Genomic DNA, 17,660 nt, shown 5'->3' with positions numbered 1-17,660 from the left:
CACTCAGCACTCAGCACTCAGCACTCAGCACTCAACACTCCTAACTCCCGACCCTCCTCAAGTAGCTGGCGACTGTGTTTTCTAACAACAAAGCAACAGTCATCGGCCCAACACCACCAGGAACCGGGGTGATGAACTCTGCCACGCCAGCTGTTGATTCTAGTTCGACATCACCGACTAAACGGCTTTTGCCACTAATATCAGTAATGCGATTCATTCCCACATCTACCACAACAGCGCCTGGTTTCACCATTTCAGCAGTGATTAATCCGGGACGACCGACAGCAGCGACGAGAATATCCGCATTTTGGGTTATGGCACTCAAGTTTGGCGATCGCGAATGAGCAATGGTGACAGTAGCATCAGCTTCTAGTAGCATCAAGGCCATAGGCTTACCTACCAAAATACTGCGTCCCACTACCACAGCCTGTTTTCCTTGCAGGGGAATTTTGTATTCCTGCAACAGCCGCATCACACCAGCTGGCGTGCAACTGCGTAAACCTATTTCTCCCCGCACCAGTCGCCCCAAGTTAACTGGATGCAGTCCATCAGCATCTTTGTCCGGGTCTATTTGATGTAGCAGAGTCACAGCATCCAGGTGGTTAGGTAAAGGTAGCTGCACGAGAATGCCATCCACTTGTTCGTCTTGGTTGAGCGCTGCAATTACTTCCTCTAGTTCCCCTTGGGTAGTTTCTGCGGGAAAATGCTTGCCAAAAGAGGTGATACCCACCTTAGCGCAAGCTCGCTCTTTATTGCGTACATAAGCCGCTGATGCTGGATTGTCGCCAACCATCAGCACTGCTAAACCAGGGGGCCGTCCGATTTTGGCTTGTGATTCTGTAATGCGAACAGAGAGTTCTTGGTGAATTTTTTCGGCTAAAGCTTTACCATCAAGAAGTTTGGCAGTTTTTATTTCCATGAGAATTCCCTGCTATATTCGCCTTTACTCCACATTTGAGTCGTTTGTAGGGGAGTCAACAGTCATAAACTCTTGCGTGTTGACTATTATGGTGTTGCCGTGTCATGCCGTAGCGTCTCTCCAACCACAAGACCACAATTTTTATCTTCTCAGATTGCCTGCCTTATGGGTACTGGGGACTTAGTTGTCGTAGAGACGCGATTAACCCTTGTCTGTACAAGAGTTAGTTGTCAGTGGTCAGTTGTCAGTGGTCATTAGTCAGAAGGCAGGAGGCAAAAGTAATTATTATTTATTAGACCTATGAGCAAAAGTGCTTTTTGCACTCTTGTGGTCAAAGGGACTCATCTTTATTAGGGAAGGTGGGGTCCCCTCTGGGGATAAGGGGCGAGGGAAAATACCAAACCTTTTCCCTTTCTCCTTCCCCTTTTCCCGACTTCTGCAAGAGGTCTACTGTCTCCCCCATCTCCCCCATCTCCCTCATCTCCCCAATCTCGGAAAACAATTATCTAAAGGCAATTCTGAAACTTTGATTTCTCAGGCTTTGAGCCTTTATTTTCTAACAGGAACTAAAATTTATAGCCAAAAGTTAGAAATTAAAGCCCAGAAAGGTTTTCAGCGATTGAGTTTTCCCAAAGCGATCGAAAAGGGTTATTCCCTTTGTTATTTTTAAACAGGCGACAAAGCAAGAATTGATACAAAAGTTTGCTCGGCTGGTGGTTTCATGCAATTAAGTAAAGATTTTTACATTTCTTTTTGGTACAGATACGGCATTATTCTCTATCGCTGGGGATTGACTTTGTTTTGTATAGGGGGACTTTGTAGTTGTGCTTCTTTAAAAATACCTGGGTTAAAAGCTGGTAACTTGAGCTTTGGCAGCAATGTTACCCAGATTCGAGAAATTAAACCGGAACAAGATAAAAAAGCTACAGTTTATATTCAAGGGAAAGTAGAAAAGCAAGTTCCCTTAGTAAAAAAGTGGGCATACCAAATTAACGACTCAACTGACAAAATTTGGGTCGTTACCAACCAAAGTAACCTCAAACAGGGAACGCAAGTAGTGATTAAAGGTAAAGTTCTTTACCAAAGCATCCCGTTAGCAAATCAAGAGTTTGGGGAAGTTTATTTGGAGGAAGAGTAATATTTGGCACAAAAATTATCTGTAAAAATTTATGAACCAACTACAAGTGCATGTTGCGATCGCTATTCTTTACCAAGAAGACAAGTTTCTTATGCAACTGCGGGACAATATTCCTACTATTGCTGCTCCTGGTTGTTGGGGGCTGTTTGGCGGGCATATCGAACCCGGTGAAACCCCGAATATAGCTGTGAAGCGAGAAGTTTTAGAAGAAATCGGCTATATTTTACCACCTTTTTTTGAATTTGGCTGTTATTGCGATGAAAAAGTTGTGCGTCACGTCTTTCATGCACCATTATTGGTGGAATTAAATCAACTAGTTCTAAATGAAGGCTGGGATATGGGTTTATTAACGCCCCAAGATATTCGCCAAGGTAATTGTTATTCCAAAAATGCTGGTGAAGTAAGACCTTTAGGGCTGATGCATCAACGAATTATATTGGATTTTATAGAGAAAAATCTCAGATAATGCGATCGCAACAATTCCCGAATACTTACGGCAGTTACTAATTGTCCACTTCGGAGTAGTCTGGAAAATGCCGGAAAATATTAATATGACGATATATTTGAGAAACCTCTTGGTGGATATGCCATTCAATCTCTTGACATTAGGATAATAGTTACAGCAATCTCTATTATCAGAAAAATATATCAGTAACTCTCCTTTGTCTGTTCCCGTTATTTCTTCCCCTTTTCGCAATTCCCAAGAGTCACAGTAAAGTTAGATATCGTGTGGAGTCACCACTAATGCAATCAGCAAACAAACTGCCACAATGGTTAACTATCGGATTGGCATTTCCTATTGCCATTCTCAACGGTTGGCTATTGCTTCAGGTTGTGCAATATTTTCAACCTCTGGTAAGTGTTTGTGCTGCTGCCATCTTACTGGCTTTTGTTTTAAACTATCCGATTCAGTTTTTACACGAAAAAGGGGTGAAACGCAACTTAGCGATTGTAGTAGTTTTACTGTTGACTGTAGTGATTTTAGTGGGTCTAGGCATCACTTTAGTTCCTCGGATTCTTCAACAGCTCTACGAATTGGTTAATATTTTGCCGAGTTGGATTGATTCGGGTACTCAGCAACTGCAAACTTTCCAGGAATGGGCTTTAAGTCAACAGCAACTTCCAATTAATTTAAGCGGCTTACTTACCCAAGTTCTCGACCGCTTATCTAGCCAGTTACAGACATTCACTGGTCAAATTCTCAGTTTTGCTGTAGATACAATCAATGTTGTTGTCAATGTGGTGCTGGCAGTAGTGCTGACTATCTACATGATATTAAATGGCGATCGCTTGTGGGATGGACTATATCAATGGTTTCCGTATCACATTGCATCCCAAGTACGGCAATTACTTAAAGAGGATTTCCACAATTACTTTATCGGTCAGGCAACATTGGGCGCAGTGCTAGGAGTGACAATTACATTGGTGTTTTTGGCGCTACAAGTTCCCTTGGCTTTACTTTTTGGTATCGCTATTGGTTTCTTCTCCCTTTTCCCCTTCGGCACAGGTATAGGTATCGCTATAGTTAGTCTTTTAGTAGCATTGCAAAACTTTTGGCTGGGGGTAGAAGTTTTAATAGCAGCCGTAGCTATAGATCAAGTGAATTCTAATTTTGTTGCACCGCGTATTCTGGGCAATTTAACAGGTCTAAATCCCGTTTGGGTGGTAATTTCTTTGCTGGTGGGAGCTAAATTAGGCGGAGTGCTGGGTTTGTTGATTGCGATTCCCACAGCTAGTTTTATCAAGGATATAACAGATAGCTGGCGTGCTGGGGCTTTTCGTCAGCTAGATGATATCGAGTCAGAACCTGCAAAAGTTATAAGTGAATGTCACTAACAAAAGATGAAATTTTTGCACTTTACTGAGTGTAGGGGAATCTTTTGCCTTTTGTGGTCAATTACAGCGTACTTAGTTAAATGGAAAAACAAATCTCAGCTAACGCATTAACTAAAGTTCAGGTACTAGTTATGGCGATCGCAGCTGGTGTCTGTGTTGCAAACATTTATTATAATCAGCCAATTCTTAAAGATATTGCATCTTCTTTTCAAGTTAGCGAAGGCGAAGTAGGTAGCATATCTGTGCTTTCGCAAGTTGGTTATGGTTTTGGACTTTTCTTTTTAATTCCCTTGGGCGATAAACTCAACAAGAGAAAATTAATTCTTTTCTTACTTGTATGTTTGTTCTGTTTGTTGATAATGATGACGTTTGCACAAAACATCATCGAGGTTTGGATATTGAGTTTAGCTATTGGGATTGTAACAGTTTCCGCTCAGGTTATTCTTCCCTTAGCAGCAAGTATAGATAGAGTAACTACAGGCAAAACTGTAGGTAATATTTTTACTGGTATATTGATTGGAATTTTAGGAGCAAGGGTCTTTAGTGGATATATTGCTGAATGGTTAAATTGGCGTTATGTATATGGATTGTCAGCAGTAATGATTTTAATTGTTATTGTCTTACTAAATATATATTTACCAAATGTAAAGAATGAGTTCAGGGGCTACTATTTTGATTTATTAAAATCAACACTTCAACAATTAAAACGTTTTGCTTTATTAAGAGAAGCGTCTTTAATTGGCGCGTTATTGTTTGGTGTATTTTGCTCATTTTGGACAACACTGACTTTCCATTTAAGCGGAGCACCTTTTCATTTTCAATCTGACATAATTGGCATGTATGGCTTTGTAGCGATCGCAGGTGCATTGATGGCCCCAGTTTTTGGGAAATTAGCCGATCGAGGTAGTTCCCAACGTTCCTTAATTATTGCTGTGTCGCTGACGCTCGCAAGTTTAGTAATTGCGAAAATTGCTGCTAATTCAGCGATTGCGATCGCTGTTGCTGTATTGTTACTAGATGTCGGCGTACAAGCAACGCAGGTGACTAATGTTGCCAGGATATACACTCTTGATGCTCAATCGAATAGTCGCATCAACACAGTTTATATGACTACCTATTTTATCGGCGGTGCTGTAGGTACTAGCATTGGTCTATTATGTTGGAATCTTGGTGGCTGGAATTTAGTGACTTGGCAAATGTTAATTTTTACTTTGCTGGCATTTTTTATTATCGTCAGGCGTAAAATCTGACTTTTTACGAGATGTGGAAAGCTCTCCGCCCCCCAGCCTTTCAAGAGTAGGGGTTTAAAAATCAGGCAGTAGAGAAAGTGATAACACAAACAAATATGGAGTTGTGGAATGAAGGAAGGCCAAGGCAGAGGGAAAAAACTACCATTCGGTAATGGCAGACGTAGGTGATCTGTATGGATTAAGTCGCTTAATTACTTATAATTCAAAATTCTCTGCATCTTACTTTATCTAAAGTAATAATCTCTTGTATAGCAAATCACATTTAATTTTTACAGAATTTACTTCGTCTTCTAGATGTCGAATATATTAAAGCGTATGTTATTTTTTATTTTATTTCAAAATATTTAATTAGGAGAAGAAAATGCAATTTCAAATAGAATGCAATACAGAAAAACATAGCCAAGTATGTTTAATTTGCCGCCAAACTTTTCAAATGTATGAAGCAAGATTAATTGTATGCAATGACCAAGGCGATGGTTATGGAGATATTTGCCCTAAATGTGCAGCTAAGGGTGGTAATTGGGTTCAAGTTAAACTCCAAAAATTAAACTATAAGCTACCAGCTTAAAAACGAAGGAGACATTTGCGATCGTTAATACCAATTCGTCATTCGTAATACCCTTCTCCTGAAGGAGACGCTACGCGAACGGGAAGCCGCGCAGAGTGCGTCTACGTAATTCATAATTAAGCTCAATTTTGCAAAACTTTTACTCTTTCTTCAGTCCCTTTTATGAAGGCACTGCAAATTTTGTCAAGAACCTGAATGCTTTCAAAATATAGTTGGCGCAATCTTTAGGAGAGGTGTTGTAGAACGATCGCCACGCGCTAGCTTTGTCTTCATCATAGCGATCGCCTCGTTCGGGATGGTGTTCTAACCATGCTAAACGCACGGCATGACCGATTAATACATCTAACACAATATATTCTTCGATTTGCAAATTCGGGTTTTTGGCAGCGATCGCAGTTAATTCTACCAAAGCTTCAATATTAACTTGGCGATATTCTGGAGCTTCGATTTTATTGAGCAAATGCTCGACTCGCAAAGCAAAATTCCTCTCGCCTGCTGTCATCTCCGACAACATCAACTCGCTATCCAAACGATTGCGGCGCTCTAATTTATCGCCGATTACTAAACCTTTACAATGTTTCAGTAATAGCCAAACTTGCTGAAAAAATTCTTTGGGGACGCGGTTCAGCGCCCCTTCTGTTTGCCTAAAGCGTCGCCAACCGCTTGCTGGGGCTTCGATTTCCTCTGCAAGTGTGGGTAGTACCCAATCAATATCACTTTCTTGTTGCTTGACATGCAATGATTCTTGCTGGCGCAATAAGTTACTCATCCCTGCATAACCAGTTAATACCTGACGCAAGCGCATTTTCACCTCAAAGGGTGAAAGTTCCATCAAGTATTCGTAGGCTTCATCTTGAGTTACTTGTAATTCTTGAGCTAATTCGCTGGTAATTAGCAGGATAAGATAGCCGACTCGCAAAGTCAGCAGTCCCCGAAACAGTTCGCTTTCCGATCTGATTAAGACACCAAGATAAATAATAATTTCTTGGGTGAGCACGCGATCGCGTATATCCTCACGACAAAAATGATTAATTTTCTCGGTAATTTCGTTGTGAGACATCGGTACAGCTATCAGCGATGCTTCACTATAAGCTTTACCTACAGATATCTGCTTACCCCGCACCAAAATACTCGTCACTGCATCCGATAAGCCGATATCAACCATCTGGCGCAACCCCGCAGCACTACGTACTACTGCCCAAATACCTAAATCTCCAGCTTTGGTGTAGACTTCATCAAGCAAATCGGCCACGGTAACTCGATGTTGCGGGTTGCCAAATCCTGTATTAAACTCTAGTCCCTGCAAACGAATCAAAGTCTGCAATAACTCAATTTGCTCGTAGAGATTTTCTGACGAACGCAAAGCCGAAAGCAATAATTCCAAGTTGGTTTCGCACTCCATCTGGAATTCTTGAGTATGCCCCAAACGCCAGTTTTTCCCCGGATGATAAGTCAAGTAATAGCAATGTGGTGCGGCATCTTTCACCGATGACTGAGAGAAATTCTCATCAGGGAGAAAATCAATTCTTTGGATGCCAGCTGTCAGCATCAATTGATTTAGTCGCCCTAATTTTACTTGCACGCCGTTGCAAATACCATCTTTCAGTTCTTGCATTAATTCTAGTAATGTTTCAGAACCGGTTTCTAACATAGTGTGCGTTAATATCAAAGTCAGTATTGGACGACCTAAATCGCTCCAATACTTTTGAATGTAAGCAAGTTCGCTTCTGATTTGGTCGAGGAGAAAATGGTAATCAAGAGTTAAGTAAAATTGTTGGGAATCCAAAAACGACGGCAAAAACACAATTGTCTCGCCGTGAATGCGAAAGATTCGAGATGTTGTCAAACTCCGCAACCGCCGCACCGGACGACCAGTTAAACCGAGTTTATCGTTGCGACCGATTTGGGTATAAATAGCTGAAAGTTCCCCAGCTTTTCTAACTTGAATTGGTTCTACTTGCTTGGGTGTTTGAGTTTCAATGCCGTGAACTTCTAGTTTTATTTGTAAATCTTCATCTTCTGCTAATAAGGCAATTTGTACCAGAGCTTCGCGGTTTTTTCCTACAGACAAATGTCTTCCTAAAGGATCGATATCTCCGACTGCCAGCAATCCTTCACTTAACATTTGACTGAGAAAATATAAACTTTGCGCCCACACCAAAGGGATATTTTCATTAGGTAAACGGGGTTGACTTTGGGGTGTTAATTTTTCTGCCTCGATATTTTCTGCTGGTACATAATATAATTCTGGTAATAAATAACAATTATTGCGTTCGATTAATAATGATTCTAAGTGTTTTTGATATTCTTGAACTTGCTGGCGATCGCCGCGAAATAATCCATCAAGCACTAAATAAGTGAAAAATAAGGGCCATTCACATTCAATATGCTCGAATTGCTTGAGTTCCCAAGGTTCGTAATGCAAGCGTTGAGAGTCTTCTAAAACTGTTTGATGTCCATCTCGCAAAAAGCGTTTGCAACCATATTTTCCTCGGAGTTTGTTGATAATATCATTGAAGGTGCGATCGCGTAGTTTTAAATCTTCCACTGCAAAAGCAGGATAACTAATAATACTCAACAGCGCCGCATCAATTTCCTTGGAACCAGATTCTCTAGGTAATAGAGATTCTAATGTAATTCGAGCGCGAGCAATTTCATCTGGCAATACATGAATTACTGATGCTTGACTACCGCGCACGCCAAATAAATCAAGTCCGTTGATAGCTTCTAAGGCGGCTTTTGCCATACCAACAGAACTGGCGTTTAACTCCGCATTACCGTGATTAATTTTGTTACCCCGTTCCCAAATTCCAAAGTCCGGTGTGCGGTAAGCTCGTCCAATGTAATAAACTAAATTTTGGATGAAATTTACTTCATCAATCGTATAAATTATTTGTAGTCCCGAAGCGGTCATTTCTGCCAGCATCAGTAAAAATATAGATGTAGCATCAAGTTGCAAATGTCCCCATTTATCATCGCCAACAACAATGTCGCCACTGGAAGTATTATATTTGGCGTGTAACCCATCTAGTGGTGACTGAGTATGTTTAAATCGCTCTACTTTACGCGCCTGTCGCATCATGGCAAATAGCAACCCGCGCATCAACTTGGTGACACTGTGTTCTAATTCATAGGTGCGTCCCTTGTCTTCATCAACCTTGCGATATGCCAGCGCTAAACCCCAAACTGCCAAAATACTATAAACATTGTCTCTTACCCAAGCATCTGTATAATCACCATGGGCAGTTATTGCTGTACTTGCAGGTAACAAACCAGTAATGGGATTCTGACGTGTAAGGATAATAGTCTTGATTTGCTGGTAGTAATACTCCAATCGAGTTTGCAATTCGGTGGCTGTTTTCATAATTTCATTAAGGCAGACGAAATTTGACCCTGTGGCTGTGAAGTGAATTATGTAAGCCAAGCCAAAACACGTTCTGTCATCGGCAATGGGATTACAGCTAAGAGTAGTGGAAATTTCTTATTATCTCTTGTAAATGTATTTAGTTGCTTAATTTTTAACTAACCATAACCGAGAATCCAAATTTATTCAAATCTTTATTACTACGCAGTCTATTTTATACATTTTTTAAGTGATTTTTGTTAATTCTAGAGAGGGAATAACAATCATTCCATAGATGCAACGAGAATTAATCAGAAATTAAGTACATTGTAGATGTTAGAGCGTTGTCACAAAAAAAATCATTAGAAAAGGGGATTTATTATGTCTCTACGCTATAACGAAAATCAAGCTCCATTAGTTAAAGTAGTTTATTCGCAAGTTAAAATTAACGGCAAAGTTGAGTTAGTACCATTAGAGCTATATGCTGATGGTTCGCTGAGACGGTCTGTTGTTTAAGTAAAATTAAGGGCACGGCATCAGTAAAATTATTGTATGTAGGGAGATGTTGTAAATGCTGTGCCCTTATAAAGCATTATCGGAATCTCTGAAAAGTAAGAAAGCTTGATTAACGATATTTAAATAAAATCGGTTTATTAAGTATTCTCTGCCACCAATAAATCTTGTTTTAGTTGCTGACAAGCGTTTTCAATTGCATCTATACTACCTGGATTGACCAATCCGTAATAACTAAAAACGTAAACTCTATTATTTTTAGTCGCTTGTAGTTTCTGCCAAAAAGCTTCTTTTTTAAAAGATTCTAATACAGTTGTATTTGAGCCTACTTGAGGAGGATTAACTACAATAATTACTTCTGGATTTGCTTCTACAACTTTTTCAGCCGATAGTGTCACATACCCACCAATTGGACTTTGACCTTGTAATTCTGCTGCTAGATTTTTTGCCCGGAATTTTGCTAGTAATTCTCCAGCCCAACTGTTTTTATTGGGTGCTAAAATGGGTTGTTGACTAACCAGTACTAAAGTTGAAGGGCTTTGAGTCAGCTTATCTGGTAAAAAAGTTTTATAACGATTTAACAAAGCTTGAGGATCGGCATCAATTAATTGAGCAAGTTTTTTTGTGAGTTCTTCTAAAGATTCCCAGCTTTTTACTTGAGTAAGAAAAGTAGGAATTCCTAGCTGCTGGAGTCTTTGAATTGCTTGGTTAGAAAAACCTTCTGCACCAATAACTAAATCTGGTTTGAGGGCAACAATTTTTTCTAAATTAGGAGAATTTTGCCCCTCACTAACGCGGGGAATATCTTTAAAACGAGGGTCGTTTTTAAATAATGTACTGCCAGTAATACCTACAAGCTTATTTTTATCGAGTTGATAAATAATATCAGTAACAAGAGAAGACAGTGCTACAACTCTTTGGGCAGATTCTTTTGGTAATTGTTGTGATTTAGTATTAGGTATTTCCGTACTCGCTGTCACTTTTGCTTGCGGCTGCTGAGTGAGTGTAGTAGTACAGGTAGTTAAAAATACACTCAAACAGATCGCTAAAGCTAATAATATCCAACGACGATACATATTCCAATTACCTCGCAGCTACAGATAGAGCTATAAGCATCAGTACCACATTTTAAATTAGCAAATGTAGTCATAATTTAGCTGCTAAAGCTTGGTCATTTTTCATCGGTTTTTTTGATGAAAATGCTACTATCAAGAAGTCAAGGAAAATATATCTAAATAATACTGACAAATTATACTATATAATATCGCGTCTGGTTAAAGACTTATCTTTAAGACCGCCGAGGAGAGGAGTTTTCAGACCTGTTGCCTATATTTGGAAATTATTACTAATTAGCCGGACTTGATTTAAGCAGTATTTTTACTGTAAAAAAAATAAATAAAAAGACGAGTATTAACACAAGTCAAAATTCTCTAAAGAATACATGAGTGTGCTACTCGCCATGAAGTATACAAGGTTAATTGAGAAAACTTTACTTAATATATAATAATACCTTGATAAAGTATTGTTTGATAGATCACAATTTTTCTGTTATTGAAAGTACTGCTAGTCAGATTTTTTCCTACGATGAATAATTAATCAATCCTTGATTTTTGATTGACTAAAATGATACTTTTATTGTATAGATGCCAAATCTTCTGGCGTATTACAGTTAAAAAGCATTTCCGGTGCTGGTAAGGGCAAAACTTTTACAGAATACTGGTTAAGCCATTGCTGAAACGATCGCCCTCCTTGGTTGATAAACTCTAGAAGTTGGGGCAAACAGCGACGGCGATAAAAACCACACAGAGGTTCCCAGCCTTTAGGATGATGAGCTAAAGCTGCGATCGCTTCACCTTCTACATTATCAAGTCCAGCCGCCCATGCTTGCAACACCTCAACTCGCAACCGAGGCAAATCGCAAGCTAGCAGCAGTACCCATTCTGTGTTAACTTTTGCCAATCCTTGAGCAAATCCGACAAGTGGCCCTTCGCTATGGGAAGTTGGCAAGAGGATGGAATTCTCCGTACTTTCCTGTATTTTTACCTTTTCTGAAGATAAAAATACTTCCTTAACAAATTGACAATCAGGTAAAAGCAAGTGCTGATAGCGTTCTGGCCAGGGAGTCACAATATAAACAATGTTGGCGCAACTTTCCGCACTCTGACAAACTCGCTGTAACAACGGCACACCTTTAACAGGAAGTAAGGCTTTATCCCTACCCATACGAGAACTTTTACCACCTGCCAGCACAATAGCAGTTAATTCGCTGCGGGTTGTCATTTTCAATTTAGCTAATTTGATACCATTTCCCAACAATAATCATACAGATCCAAACCCAGAAACTTAGAAGAAATGAAACTTTCTTAATTACGAATTACGTAGACGCGCTATGCGCGGCTTCCCGTTCGCGTAGCGTCTCCTTCAGGAGAAGGGTATTACGAATTACGAGCTGGGATCAGATATTCATCGGTTTTCTGGCTCGTAAAACGTAATACATACACCAGCTATATCAATAATTTCAAACTCCTTCATTCCCCAAGGTTTCGTTTGCAACTCACCATTCGGATGAATTATGTGTCCGTTCTGAGATTGAAATTCTTGATAAAGTTGCTCGATACCATCAACTTGAATGCGAAAGGTTGTCCCTTCTGCAAGGTGTTGGTCGTCATTCCTTAAAAGAAAAATTTCTGCTGAGTCGCGTTTGACAACTGCCATTTTGATTGGGTTGCCTTCTTGATGAATTTTTCTAAAACCAAGCTGTTGTTCGTAGAAAGCGATAGATTTTTCTACATCGTTGCCAGCCGGAATCATAGGGCTGATATTTTTCAGTAAGGGCAATTTACTCATGATTGTACATCCAGCGTTTAAAATCATCCCCTAGTTTGACTCTGCTGCACTTGTTGCAATAACTGCTCTAAACTTTCTGCTGGTGCAAGACACTTCAAACCTTGGCAAACTAAGCCGATGCTGTTCTGTGGTAAATTCGATACCACAGTAAACATAGCAGCAGGTAGATATTTGGGAATGAGAGTGTTTACCTGCTCTGTTGTGCTGCGAATTAAGGTAGAGTTTCGATACCAATCTAAAGCTATAAACAAACTGGGAGAAGCTTGGGGAGCGCTACGCATCACACCATTAAAAGCTTTCAAGCCTTGCTCGGCTAAATCTAGATAATGTAGATTGTCTGTAAGTAGAGCAAGACGGACTAAGTTAGCGATCGCTACTCCATTAGCTGATGGTGTAGCATTATCCGCGTAACTGCGCTCGCGCACAATTAAATCTTGACTGGCATCACTGGATGTATTGTAGTAACCGCTTAATTCTACACTCCAGAGAAATTCATTAAATTCATCTTGGATTGCGATCGCTTTTTCCAACCAATCAGAGTGCTTTTGCAGGAGTTGATTGTCACCGAGTGTCAGCGAAGTTTGGTGTAAATCCAGTAGTGCTTTCACAAACAAAGCGTAGTCTTCAGACTGAGCTAAAACAGTTGGTTCGCCTTGATAGTTGAGGCGGTGGAAACGCCCATCTACAAATTGATGCTCTAAGATAAAATTCGCTGCCTGTGCTGCTATTTTCAAATATAAAGGTTGTTGAAATACCCCCGCAGCCCTTGCCAACCCGGAAATCATCAAGCTATTCCAAGCCACAATCATCTTTGTATCTGTGACTGAAGGAATGCGACCGGGCCAGTTGGCAGTTTTGGCTTCTTGGTTATTGCGGGCGGGAGGGAAAGTCGTAAGCAACTTAGGCTCACTACCATAACGAGCAGCAAACAATTTACCTAATGCAATTTCCAGAGCTTCGCTCAGTTTCCCTGCATCACGCCTTTGCAGCACATTCTTGCCTTCAAAATTACCGTTAGGGGTGACTGTAAACTGTTGTTGTAATTCCTTTAATTCTACCGAAGTTAACAGTTGTTCGAGTTTGCTGTAACTCCAGACGTAAAAGGCTCCTTCCTCTGGTTCTATTGCCGTTGGGTTAGTAAAGCTATCAGCATCTTGAGCAGCATAGAAATAACCTTCCGATGCAGTCATTTCTCTTTGCAGCCATTGAACAGTACCAGCCACCGCTCGCGCAAATGCTGGTTCTTCTACTCCAGAACTCCACAAATTTGCTAGATACTCCAGAATCTGACCGTTGTCATAGAGCATCTTTTCAAAGTGGGGCACTGTCCATGTGGGATCGACAGTATAGCGATGAAACCCGCCGCCTACATGGTCATAAATGCCACCCAAAGCTAAATCTAGTCCTCGTTGGCGAGAAATTTGCTTGCCATCATACCGAGATTCTCGTTCCCAATCAGAGCCAGGAGACAAAAACCGCGATCCCCGCAGTGCTAATTCTGCATAGGGAATCATGGGGAAGCTATTACCGTATTGATTTGCAGCAATTATGCCCGTACTGGTTTCCCAGCCTTGGCGGAGTAATTCATTTTCTTGAGCTTGTTGAGTAGCACCGTCTTGCAATACCGCAGAAGTGAGAAGCGACTCCACAATTAATGCTTTGCGTTGGCGCAAATCTTCTTTTTCTGTATCGTAGTAGCGACGAAGTGCTTGCAAAACTTGCAAAAAACCGGGACGACCGTAACGCGGCTCCATCGGAAAATAAGTACCAGCGTAAAAAGGTACTAAATCTTCTGGGGCAAGAAAAACGTTTAAAGGCCAACCGCCTTGACCGCTCATCATCTGCAAAGACTGCATGTAAATGCTATCAAGGTCAGGTCTTTCTTCCCTGTCCACTTTGATCGGCAGAAAGTTGGCATTCATGTACTCGGCAATAATGCGATCGGAAAAAGCTTCGCCTTCCATGACAGTACACCAGTGACAACTAGAGTACCCAATCGAGAGAAAAATAGGTTTATTTTGCGCCCTTGCAGTTGTGAGAGCTTCGTCACACCAAGGCCACCAATCAATAGGGTTAAGAGCGTGTTTGCGGAGGTAAAGACTCTTAGCTTCAGCAAGGCGATTAGTCATGATTCAGATGCAGATAGTTGCCTTCTTTGCCCAGTCTACCTTGTTCGAGAGAGGTAGGGGAGCAGGGGGAGCTGGGGGAGACAAGGGAGTGAGGGACTGAGGGAGAATAACTTGCGACTTGCGACTTGCGACTCCTAACTCAGCACTCAGCACTCAGCACTCAGCACTTAGCACTCAGCACTCATTTAAAAGAGCGTAATAGCAGGCTGACAATTGTTGCTGGCGTTTCTGGTCTGGGTAATGTTACCTGTGTTTGAACTCTAGTGTTTGGGCTAAGTCCTGCTATCAGGTGAAGTATGAAGGTAATTATGGCGGCTTGCACAAGTTTTTCTCGCATGGCAGGTCTCCGTTGTTTGATAGCATTTCAAGCAAGATTAGTGACTGTAAATACAAGTCGTACTATTGGTTTATCGGAATTTAACGAGAATAACCGAATAATTACTCACAAAAATTCTAAAGAAATACTTAAAAAGTTCCCAATAGCTGACAAAAACTTACCAGCACTTATCTAGTGAGTAATCTAGTCGCCATGCTAGAAAAATTATGTAGTAAAGCCCTGTTTTCAGGGTTGGCGTAGATAGACAGTAGCTTGTTCTAGACATTGCTAGAGATTTTTAACTACTTACTCCCATATAAGGATGTTTCTTGAGACGCTTTTACACTATAAAAAGTGCCCGTAGGAATTTATTGCATCTGCCAAACTACATAAAAACTAGACTAAGCCTTGGTTATAGCCAATAATCAGCTGTTGTCACAAACAAATAGATTAAATAGCTACACGCACTTTATATAGTAGTAATTAACTGAATTTTTGCGAATTACGATCTATATTATTAGATAAATTTATCTGTAATTAAGCAAGGTAAAATTTCTTGACGATGCAGCATCTCTTAGAGAATTAAGAATTACATTTTTGTACAATATGGTGAGAGCTAATTTGTCAGAAATTATAAATATAAGCTTAAGAAATTTATAAATAAATAATAAATAAATATCTTATCTATGAATCAACCTAGGTAGGCAGTTGCTCAGAAAGGGTTTTCACGTCATTTCATACCTTAGAGGTACGGAAAGGCGTTTCGCTGACAACGACTGTGGCGTACACACAACTTGAAAAACCGACTCCACATTAACTTTTTATTTGGGAAGGTACGTTATGGATGGAACGTCCTAACGCACCGAAAATCTCGATTGGATAAGTTTGTAAGGGCGAACGGCCGTACCCTGCGGGAACGCTAAAAGCGAACGCCCCTACTGTTGCATTCTTTTTTCAAATTGGTATTATTTCTTGGACTTCCCTAAAGTGCAGGTGATTTTCGTTTTGACTGCTTGCGCCAGTTGTGTTTTTTTAACTTAGTCTGCCAAGATTCCATGTAGGTATAGAAAACAGGCGTTAAATAAAGTGTGAGGAACTGTGAGAACAGTAACCCGCCAACTACCGCCAGACCTAGAGGACGGCGTGTATCTGCACCTGCTCCCAAGCCGAGGGCAATGGGTAGCGTTCCCATCAGTGCTGCCATCGTCGTCATCATAATTGGACGAAACCTGACTAGACAAGCTTCATAGATAGCATCATAAGGATTTTTACCGTTTTGACGAGCTTCAATGGCGAAGTCAACCATCATGATGCCGTTTTTCTTCACAATACCAACCAGCAAGATAATGCCCACAAAGGCGTAAATATTCAAGTCAACGCCGAATACCAATAGGGTTAACAGCGCCCCAAATCCAGCAGAGGGCAAACTAGAGAGGATAGTTATTGGATGAATAAAGTTTTCATAAAGAATCCCTAAAACGATATAAATCACCAATATGGCAACTAGCAGTAACACTCCTAAACTCTGAATCGAGGACTGGAATGCTTGCGCGGAACCTTGGAAACTGGTACTGATAGTAGCTGGCAGTGTTTGACGGGCGAGTTCCTCAATCTTACCAGTGACGCTACCTAGCGACACCCCAGGCTTAAGGTTAAAAGAGAAAGTCACAGCAGCAAGCTGCCCGTTGTGGTTAATAGTCAGCGGCCCGACATTTTTACTCAATGTTGCGACAGCATTGAGGGGCACTAGTTGTCCGCTGGAGGTACGAACCGAGAGTAGCTCTAAGGCATAGGGATTTTGCTGGTATCTTGGTTCCACTCCCATAATTACCTGATACTGGCTATCAGGAGCGTAGATAGTGGAAACCTGACGAGTACCATAAGCATTACTGAGGGCAGTTTCAATTTGATTGACAGTTAAACCTAGAGATGAAGCCCGATCGCGGTCTACGCTTACTTGTATTTGTGGATTCTTAATTTGCAAGTCACTGTTGACATCCTGCAAATCTGATAGTGTGCGGAGTTTTTGTTCTAAAACAGGAGCATATTGGTAAAGTTCCTGAACATTAGGACTTTGGAGAGCAAATTGATACTGCGCTTTCGTCTGTTGCCCGCCGACATTAATAGCAGGGGGATTTTGTAAAAAGACCTTAACCCCAGGTACGCGTGATAGTTTGGGGCGAAGTTCTTGTACGACTTCATCAGCACTGAGATGACGCTGACCGCGAGGTTTAAGTTCGATTAAAATTCGTCCAGTGTTAGCGGAAGCATTTGGCCCGCCAGCCCCAACGCTAGAGTTGATTGAATCGACATTCGGATCGGCATAAGCGATCGCAGCCACTGCCTGTTGATGCTTTACCATTTCGTCAAAGGAAATATCCTCTGAAGCCTGAGTAGTTGCAGTAATTTGTCCGACATCAGCATTGGGAACAAATCCTTTAGGCACTACCATAAACAGATACACAGTCGCTAAAAGAATCGCCCCAGAAATCACCATCGTCGTGCGGTGATACTTGAGTGATACCTTTAGAGTTTTATCGTATCCGCCCAACAACAAATTAAAGAAGTTTTCCGAAATATTGTAAAGACGAGTTTTAAAATTCTGGGTTTTGGATTTTGCCCTAAGCACTGGTGACTGGGGATTGGGGACTGGAGATTGGGAATTGGGGACTGGGGACTGGTGACTGGTGACTGGGGATTGGGGATTGGGAATTTCCCCCTCATCTTCCTCATCTTCCTCATCTTCCTCATCCCCCTCATCTTCCTCATCTCCCCTGCTCCCCTGCTCCCCTGCTCCCCTG

Annotated in this window: 14 protein-coding genes; 6 read left to right on the top strand and 8 right to left on the bottom strand. The window is 41.0% G+C overall.

What is annotated here, in order from left to right:
* Window positions 1-40 precede the first annotated feature (40 nt).
* On the bottom strand, window positions 41-919 hold the full coding sequence (folD, locus tag I8752_RS17925; protein WP_214433668.1) for a bifunctional methylenetetrahydrofolate dehydrogenase/methenyltetrahydrofolate cyclohydrolase FolD: 879 nt from the start codon (window positions 917-919) through the stop codon (window positions 41-43).
* Between the two features lie 721 nt (window positions 920-1,640).
* On the opposite strand from folD, the gene I8752_RS17920 reads away from it, so the two are divergent.
* From I8752_RS17920 to I8752_RS17900, 5 genes are all read left to right on the top strand, one after another.
* Window positions 1,641-2,057, top strand: coding sequence for a hypothetical protein (locus tag I8752_RS17920; protein WP_214433667.1), 417 nt, complete (start codon window positions 1,641-1,643; stop codon window positions 2,055-2,057).
* Window positions 2,058-2,088: 31 nt separating this feature from the next.
* Window positions 2,089-2,523, top strand: a complete 435-nt coding sequence (locus I8752_RS17915) for an NUDIX hydrolase (protein WP_214433666.1) — start codon at window positions 2,089-2,091, stop codon at window positions 2,521-2,523.
* A 278-nt stretch (window positions 2,524-2,801) separates the two neighbouring features.
* Window positions 2,802-3,893, top strand: coding sequence for an AI-2E family transporter (locus tag I8752_RS17910; RefSeq protein WP_214433665.1), 1,092 nt, complete (start codon window positions 2,802-2,804; stop codon window positions 3,891-3,893).
* Window positions 3,894-3,973: 80 nt separating this feature from the next.
* The gene (locus tag I8752_RS17905; RefSeq protein WP_214433664.1) at window positions 3,974-5,143 is read left to right on the top strand and encodes an MFS transporter; all 1,170 of its coding nucleotides are present in this window, start codon (window positions 3,974-3,976) and stop codon (window positions 5,141-5,143) included.
* Window positions 5,144-5,504: 361 nt separating this feature from the next.
* The gene (locus tag I8752_RS17900) at window positions 5,505-5,711 is read left to right on the top strand and encodes a hypothetical protein (RefSeq protein ID WP_214433663.1); all 207 of its coding nucleotides are present in this window, start codon (window positions 5,505-5,507) and stop codon (window positions 5,709-5,711) included.
* Between the two features lie 160 nt (window positions 5,712-5,871).
* On the opposite strand, the gene I8752_RS17895 is transcribed toward I8752_RS17900, so the two are convergent.
* The gene (locus I8752_RS17895) at window positions 5,872-9,075 is read right to left on the bottom strand and encodes a glycoside hydrolase family 15 protein (RefSeq protein ID WP_214433662.1); all 3,204 of its coding nucleotides are present in this window, start codon (window positions 9,073-9,075) and stop codon (window positions 5,872-5,874) included.
* 360 nt (window positions 9,076-9,435) lie between these two features.
* Here I8752_RS17895 and I8752_RS38085 point away from each other — a divergent pair, with 360 nt between their 5' ends.
* Window positions 9,436-9,570 (top strand): hypothetical protein, encoded by a 135-nt coding sequence (locus tag I8752_RS38085; RefSeq protein ID WP_263985428.1) that lies wholly within the window; start codon window positions 9,436-9,438, stop codon window positions 9,568-9,570.
* A gap of 137 nt (window positions 9,571-9,707) precedes the next feature.
* Here I8752_RS38085 and I8752_RS17890 read toward each other — a convergent pair whose 3' ends face one another.
* From I8752_RS17890 to I8752_RS17865, 6 genes are all read right to left on the bottom strand, one after another.
* Window positions 9,708-10,643: an ABC transporter substrate-binding protein gene (locus tag I8752_RS17890; protein ID WP_214433661.1), complete on the bottom strand. Its 936-nt coding sequence runs from the start codon at window positions 10,641-10,643 to the stop codon at window positions 9,708-9,710.
* Between the two features lie 556 nt (window positions 10,644-11,199).
* Window positions 11,200-11,847 (bottom strand): molybdenum cofactor guanylyltransferase, encoded by a 648-nt coding sequence (locus tag I8752_RS17885; protein WP_214433660.1) that lies wholly within the window; start codon window positions 11,845-11,847, stop codon window positions 11,200-11,202.
* A gap of 183 nt (window positions 11,848-12,030) precedes the next feature.
* Window positions 12,031-12,414, bottom strand: a complete 384-nt coding sequence (locus I8752_RS17880) for a glyoxalase superfamily protein (protein ID WP_214433659.1) — start codon at window positions 12,412-12,414, stop codon at window positions 12,031-12,033.
* A 23-nt stretch (window positions 12,415-12,437) separates the two neighbouring features.
* Window positions 12,438-14,543 carry a thioredoxin domain-containing protein gene (locus tag I8752_RS17875; protein WP_214433658.1) on the bottom strand — a complete coding sequence of 702 codons (2,106 nt, stop codon included), beginning with the start codon at window positions 14,541-14,543 and terminating at the stop codon, window positions 12,438-12,440.
* Between the two features lie 181 nt (window positions 14,544-14,724).
* Complete coding sequence (locus I8752_RS17870; protein WP_214433657.1) at window positions 14,725-14,880, bottom strand: hypothetical protein; 156 nt, start codon at window positions 14,878-14,880, stop codon at window positions 14,725-14,727.
* A gap of 961 nt (window positions 14,881-15,841) precedes the next feature.
* Window positions 15,842-17,660: efflux RND transporter permease subunit (locus I8752_RS17865; protein ID WP_225895732.1), on the bottom strand; the 1,819-nt coding region annotated here is incomplete at its 5' end.

Origin of the sequence: Dendronalium phyllosphericum CENA369, assembly GCF_016056275.1 — a bacterium.
Taxonomy (GTDB): domain Bacteria; phylum Cyanobacteriota; class Cyanobacteriia; order Cyanobacteriales; family Nostocaceae; genus Dendronalium; species Dendronalium phyllosphericum.
This window is presented reverse-complemented; position numbering and strand designations above follow the sequence as displayed.

Excerpts from the sequence above, each read along its gene's own strand:
- I8752_RS17890 (WP_214433661.1), bottom strand. The coding sequence starts at position 10,643 with ATGTATCGTCGTTGGATATTATTAGCTTTAGCGATCTGTTTGAGTGTA.
- I8752_RS17900 (WP_214433663.1), top strand. The coding sequence starts at position 5,505 with ATGCAATTTCAAATAGAATGCAATACAGAAAAACATAGCCAAGTATGT.
- I8752_RS17885 (WP_214433660.1), bottom strand. The coding sequence starts at position 11,847 with ATGACAACCCGCAGCGAATTAACTGCTATTGTGCTGGCAGGTGGTAAA.
- I8752_RS38085 (WP_263985428.1), top strand. The coding sequence starts at position 9,436 with ATGTCTCTACGCTATAACGAAAATCAAGCTCCATTAGTTAAAGTAGTT.
- I8752_RS17910 (WP_214433665.1), top strand. The coding sequence starts at position 2,802 with ATGCAATCAGCAAACAAACTGCCACAATGGTTAACTATCGGATTGGCA.
- I8752_RS17915 (WP_214433666.1), top strand. The coding sequence starts at position 2,089 with ATGAACCAACTACAAGTGCATGTTGCGATCGCTATTCTTTACCAAGAA.
- I8752_RS17920 (WP_214433667.1), top strand. The coding sequence starts at position 1,641 with ATGCAATTAAGTAAAGATTTTTACATTTCTTTTTGGTACAGATACGGC.
- I8752_RS17875 (WP_214433658.1), bottom strand. The coding sequence starts at position 14,543 with ATGACTAATCGCCTTGCTGAAGCTAAGAGTCTTTACCTCCGCAAACAC.
- I8752_RS17870 (WP_214433657.1), bottom strand. The coding sequence starts at position 14,880 with ATGCGAGAAAAACTTGTGCAAGCCGCCATAATTACCTTCATACTTCAC.
- I8752_RS17880 (WP_214433659.1), bottom strand. The coding sequence starts at position 12,414 with ATGAGTAAATTGCCCTTACTGAAAAATATCAGCCCTATGATTCCGGCT.
- I8752_RS17895 (WP_214433662.1), bottom strand. The coding sequence starts at position 9,075 with ATGAAAACAGCCACCGAATTGCAAACTCGATTGGAGTATTACTACCAG.
- I8752_RS17905 (WP_214433664.1), top strand. The coding sequence starts at position 3,974 with ATGGAAAAACAAATCTCAGCTAACGCATTAACTAAAGTTCAGGTACTA.
- folD (WP_214433668.1), bottom strand. The coding sequence starts at position 919 with ATGGAAATAAAAACTGCCAAACTTCTTGATGGTAAAGCTTTAGCCGAA.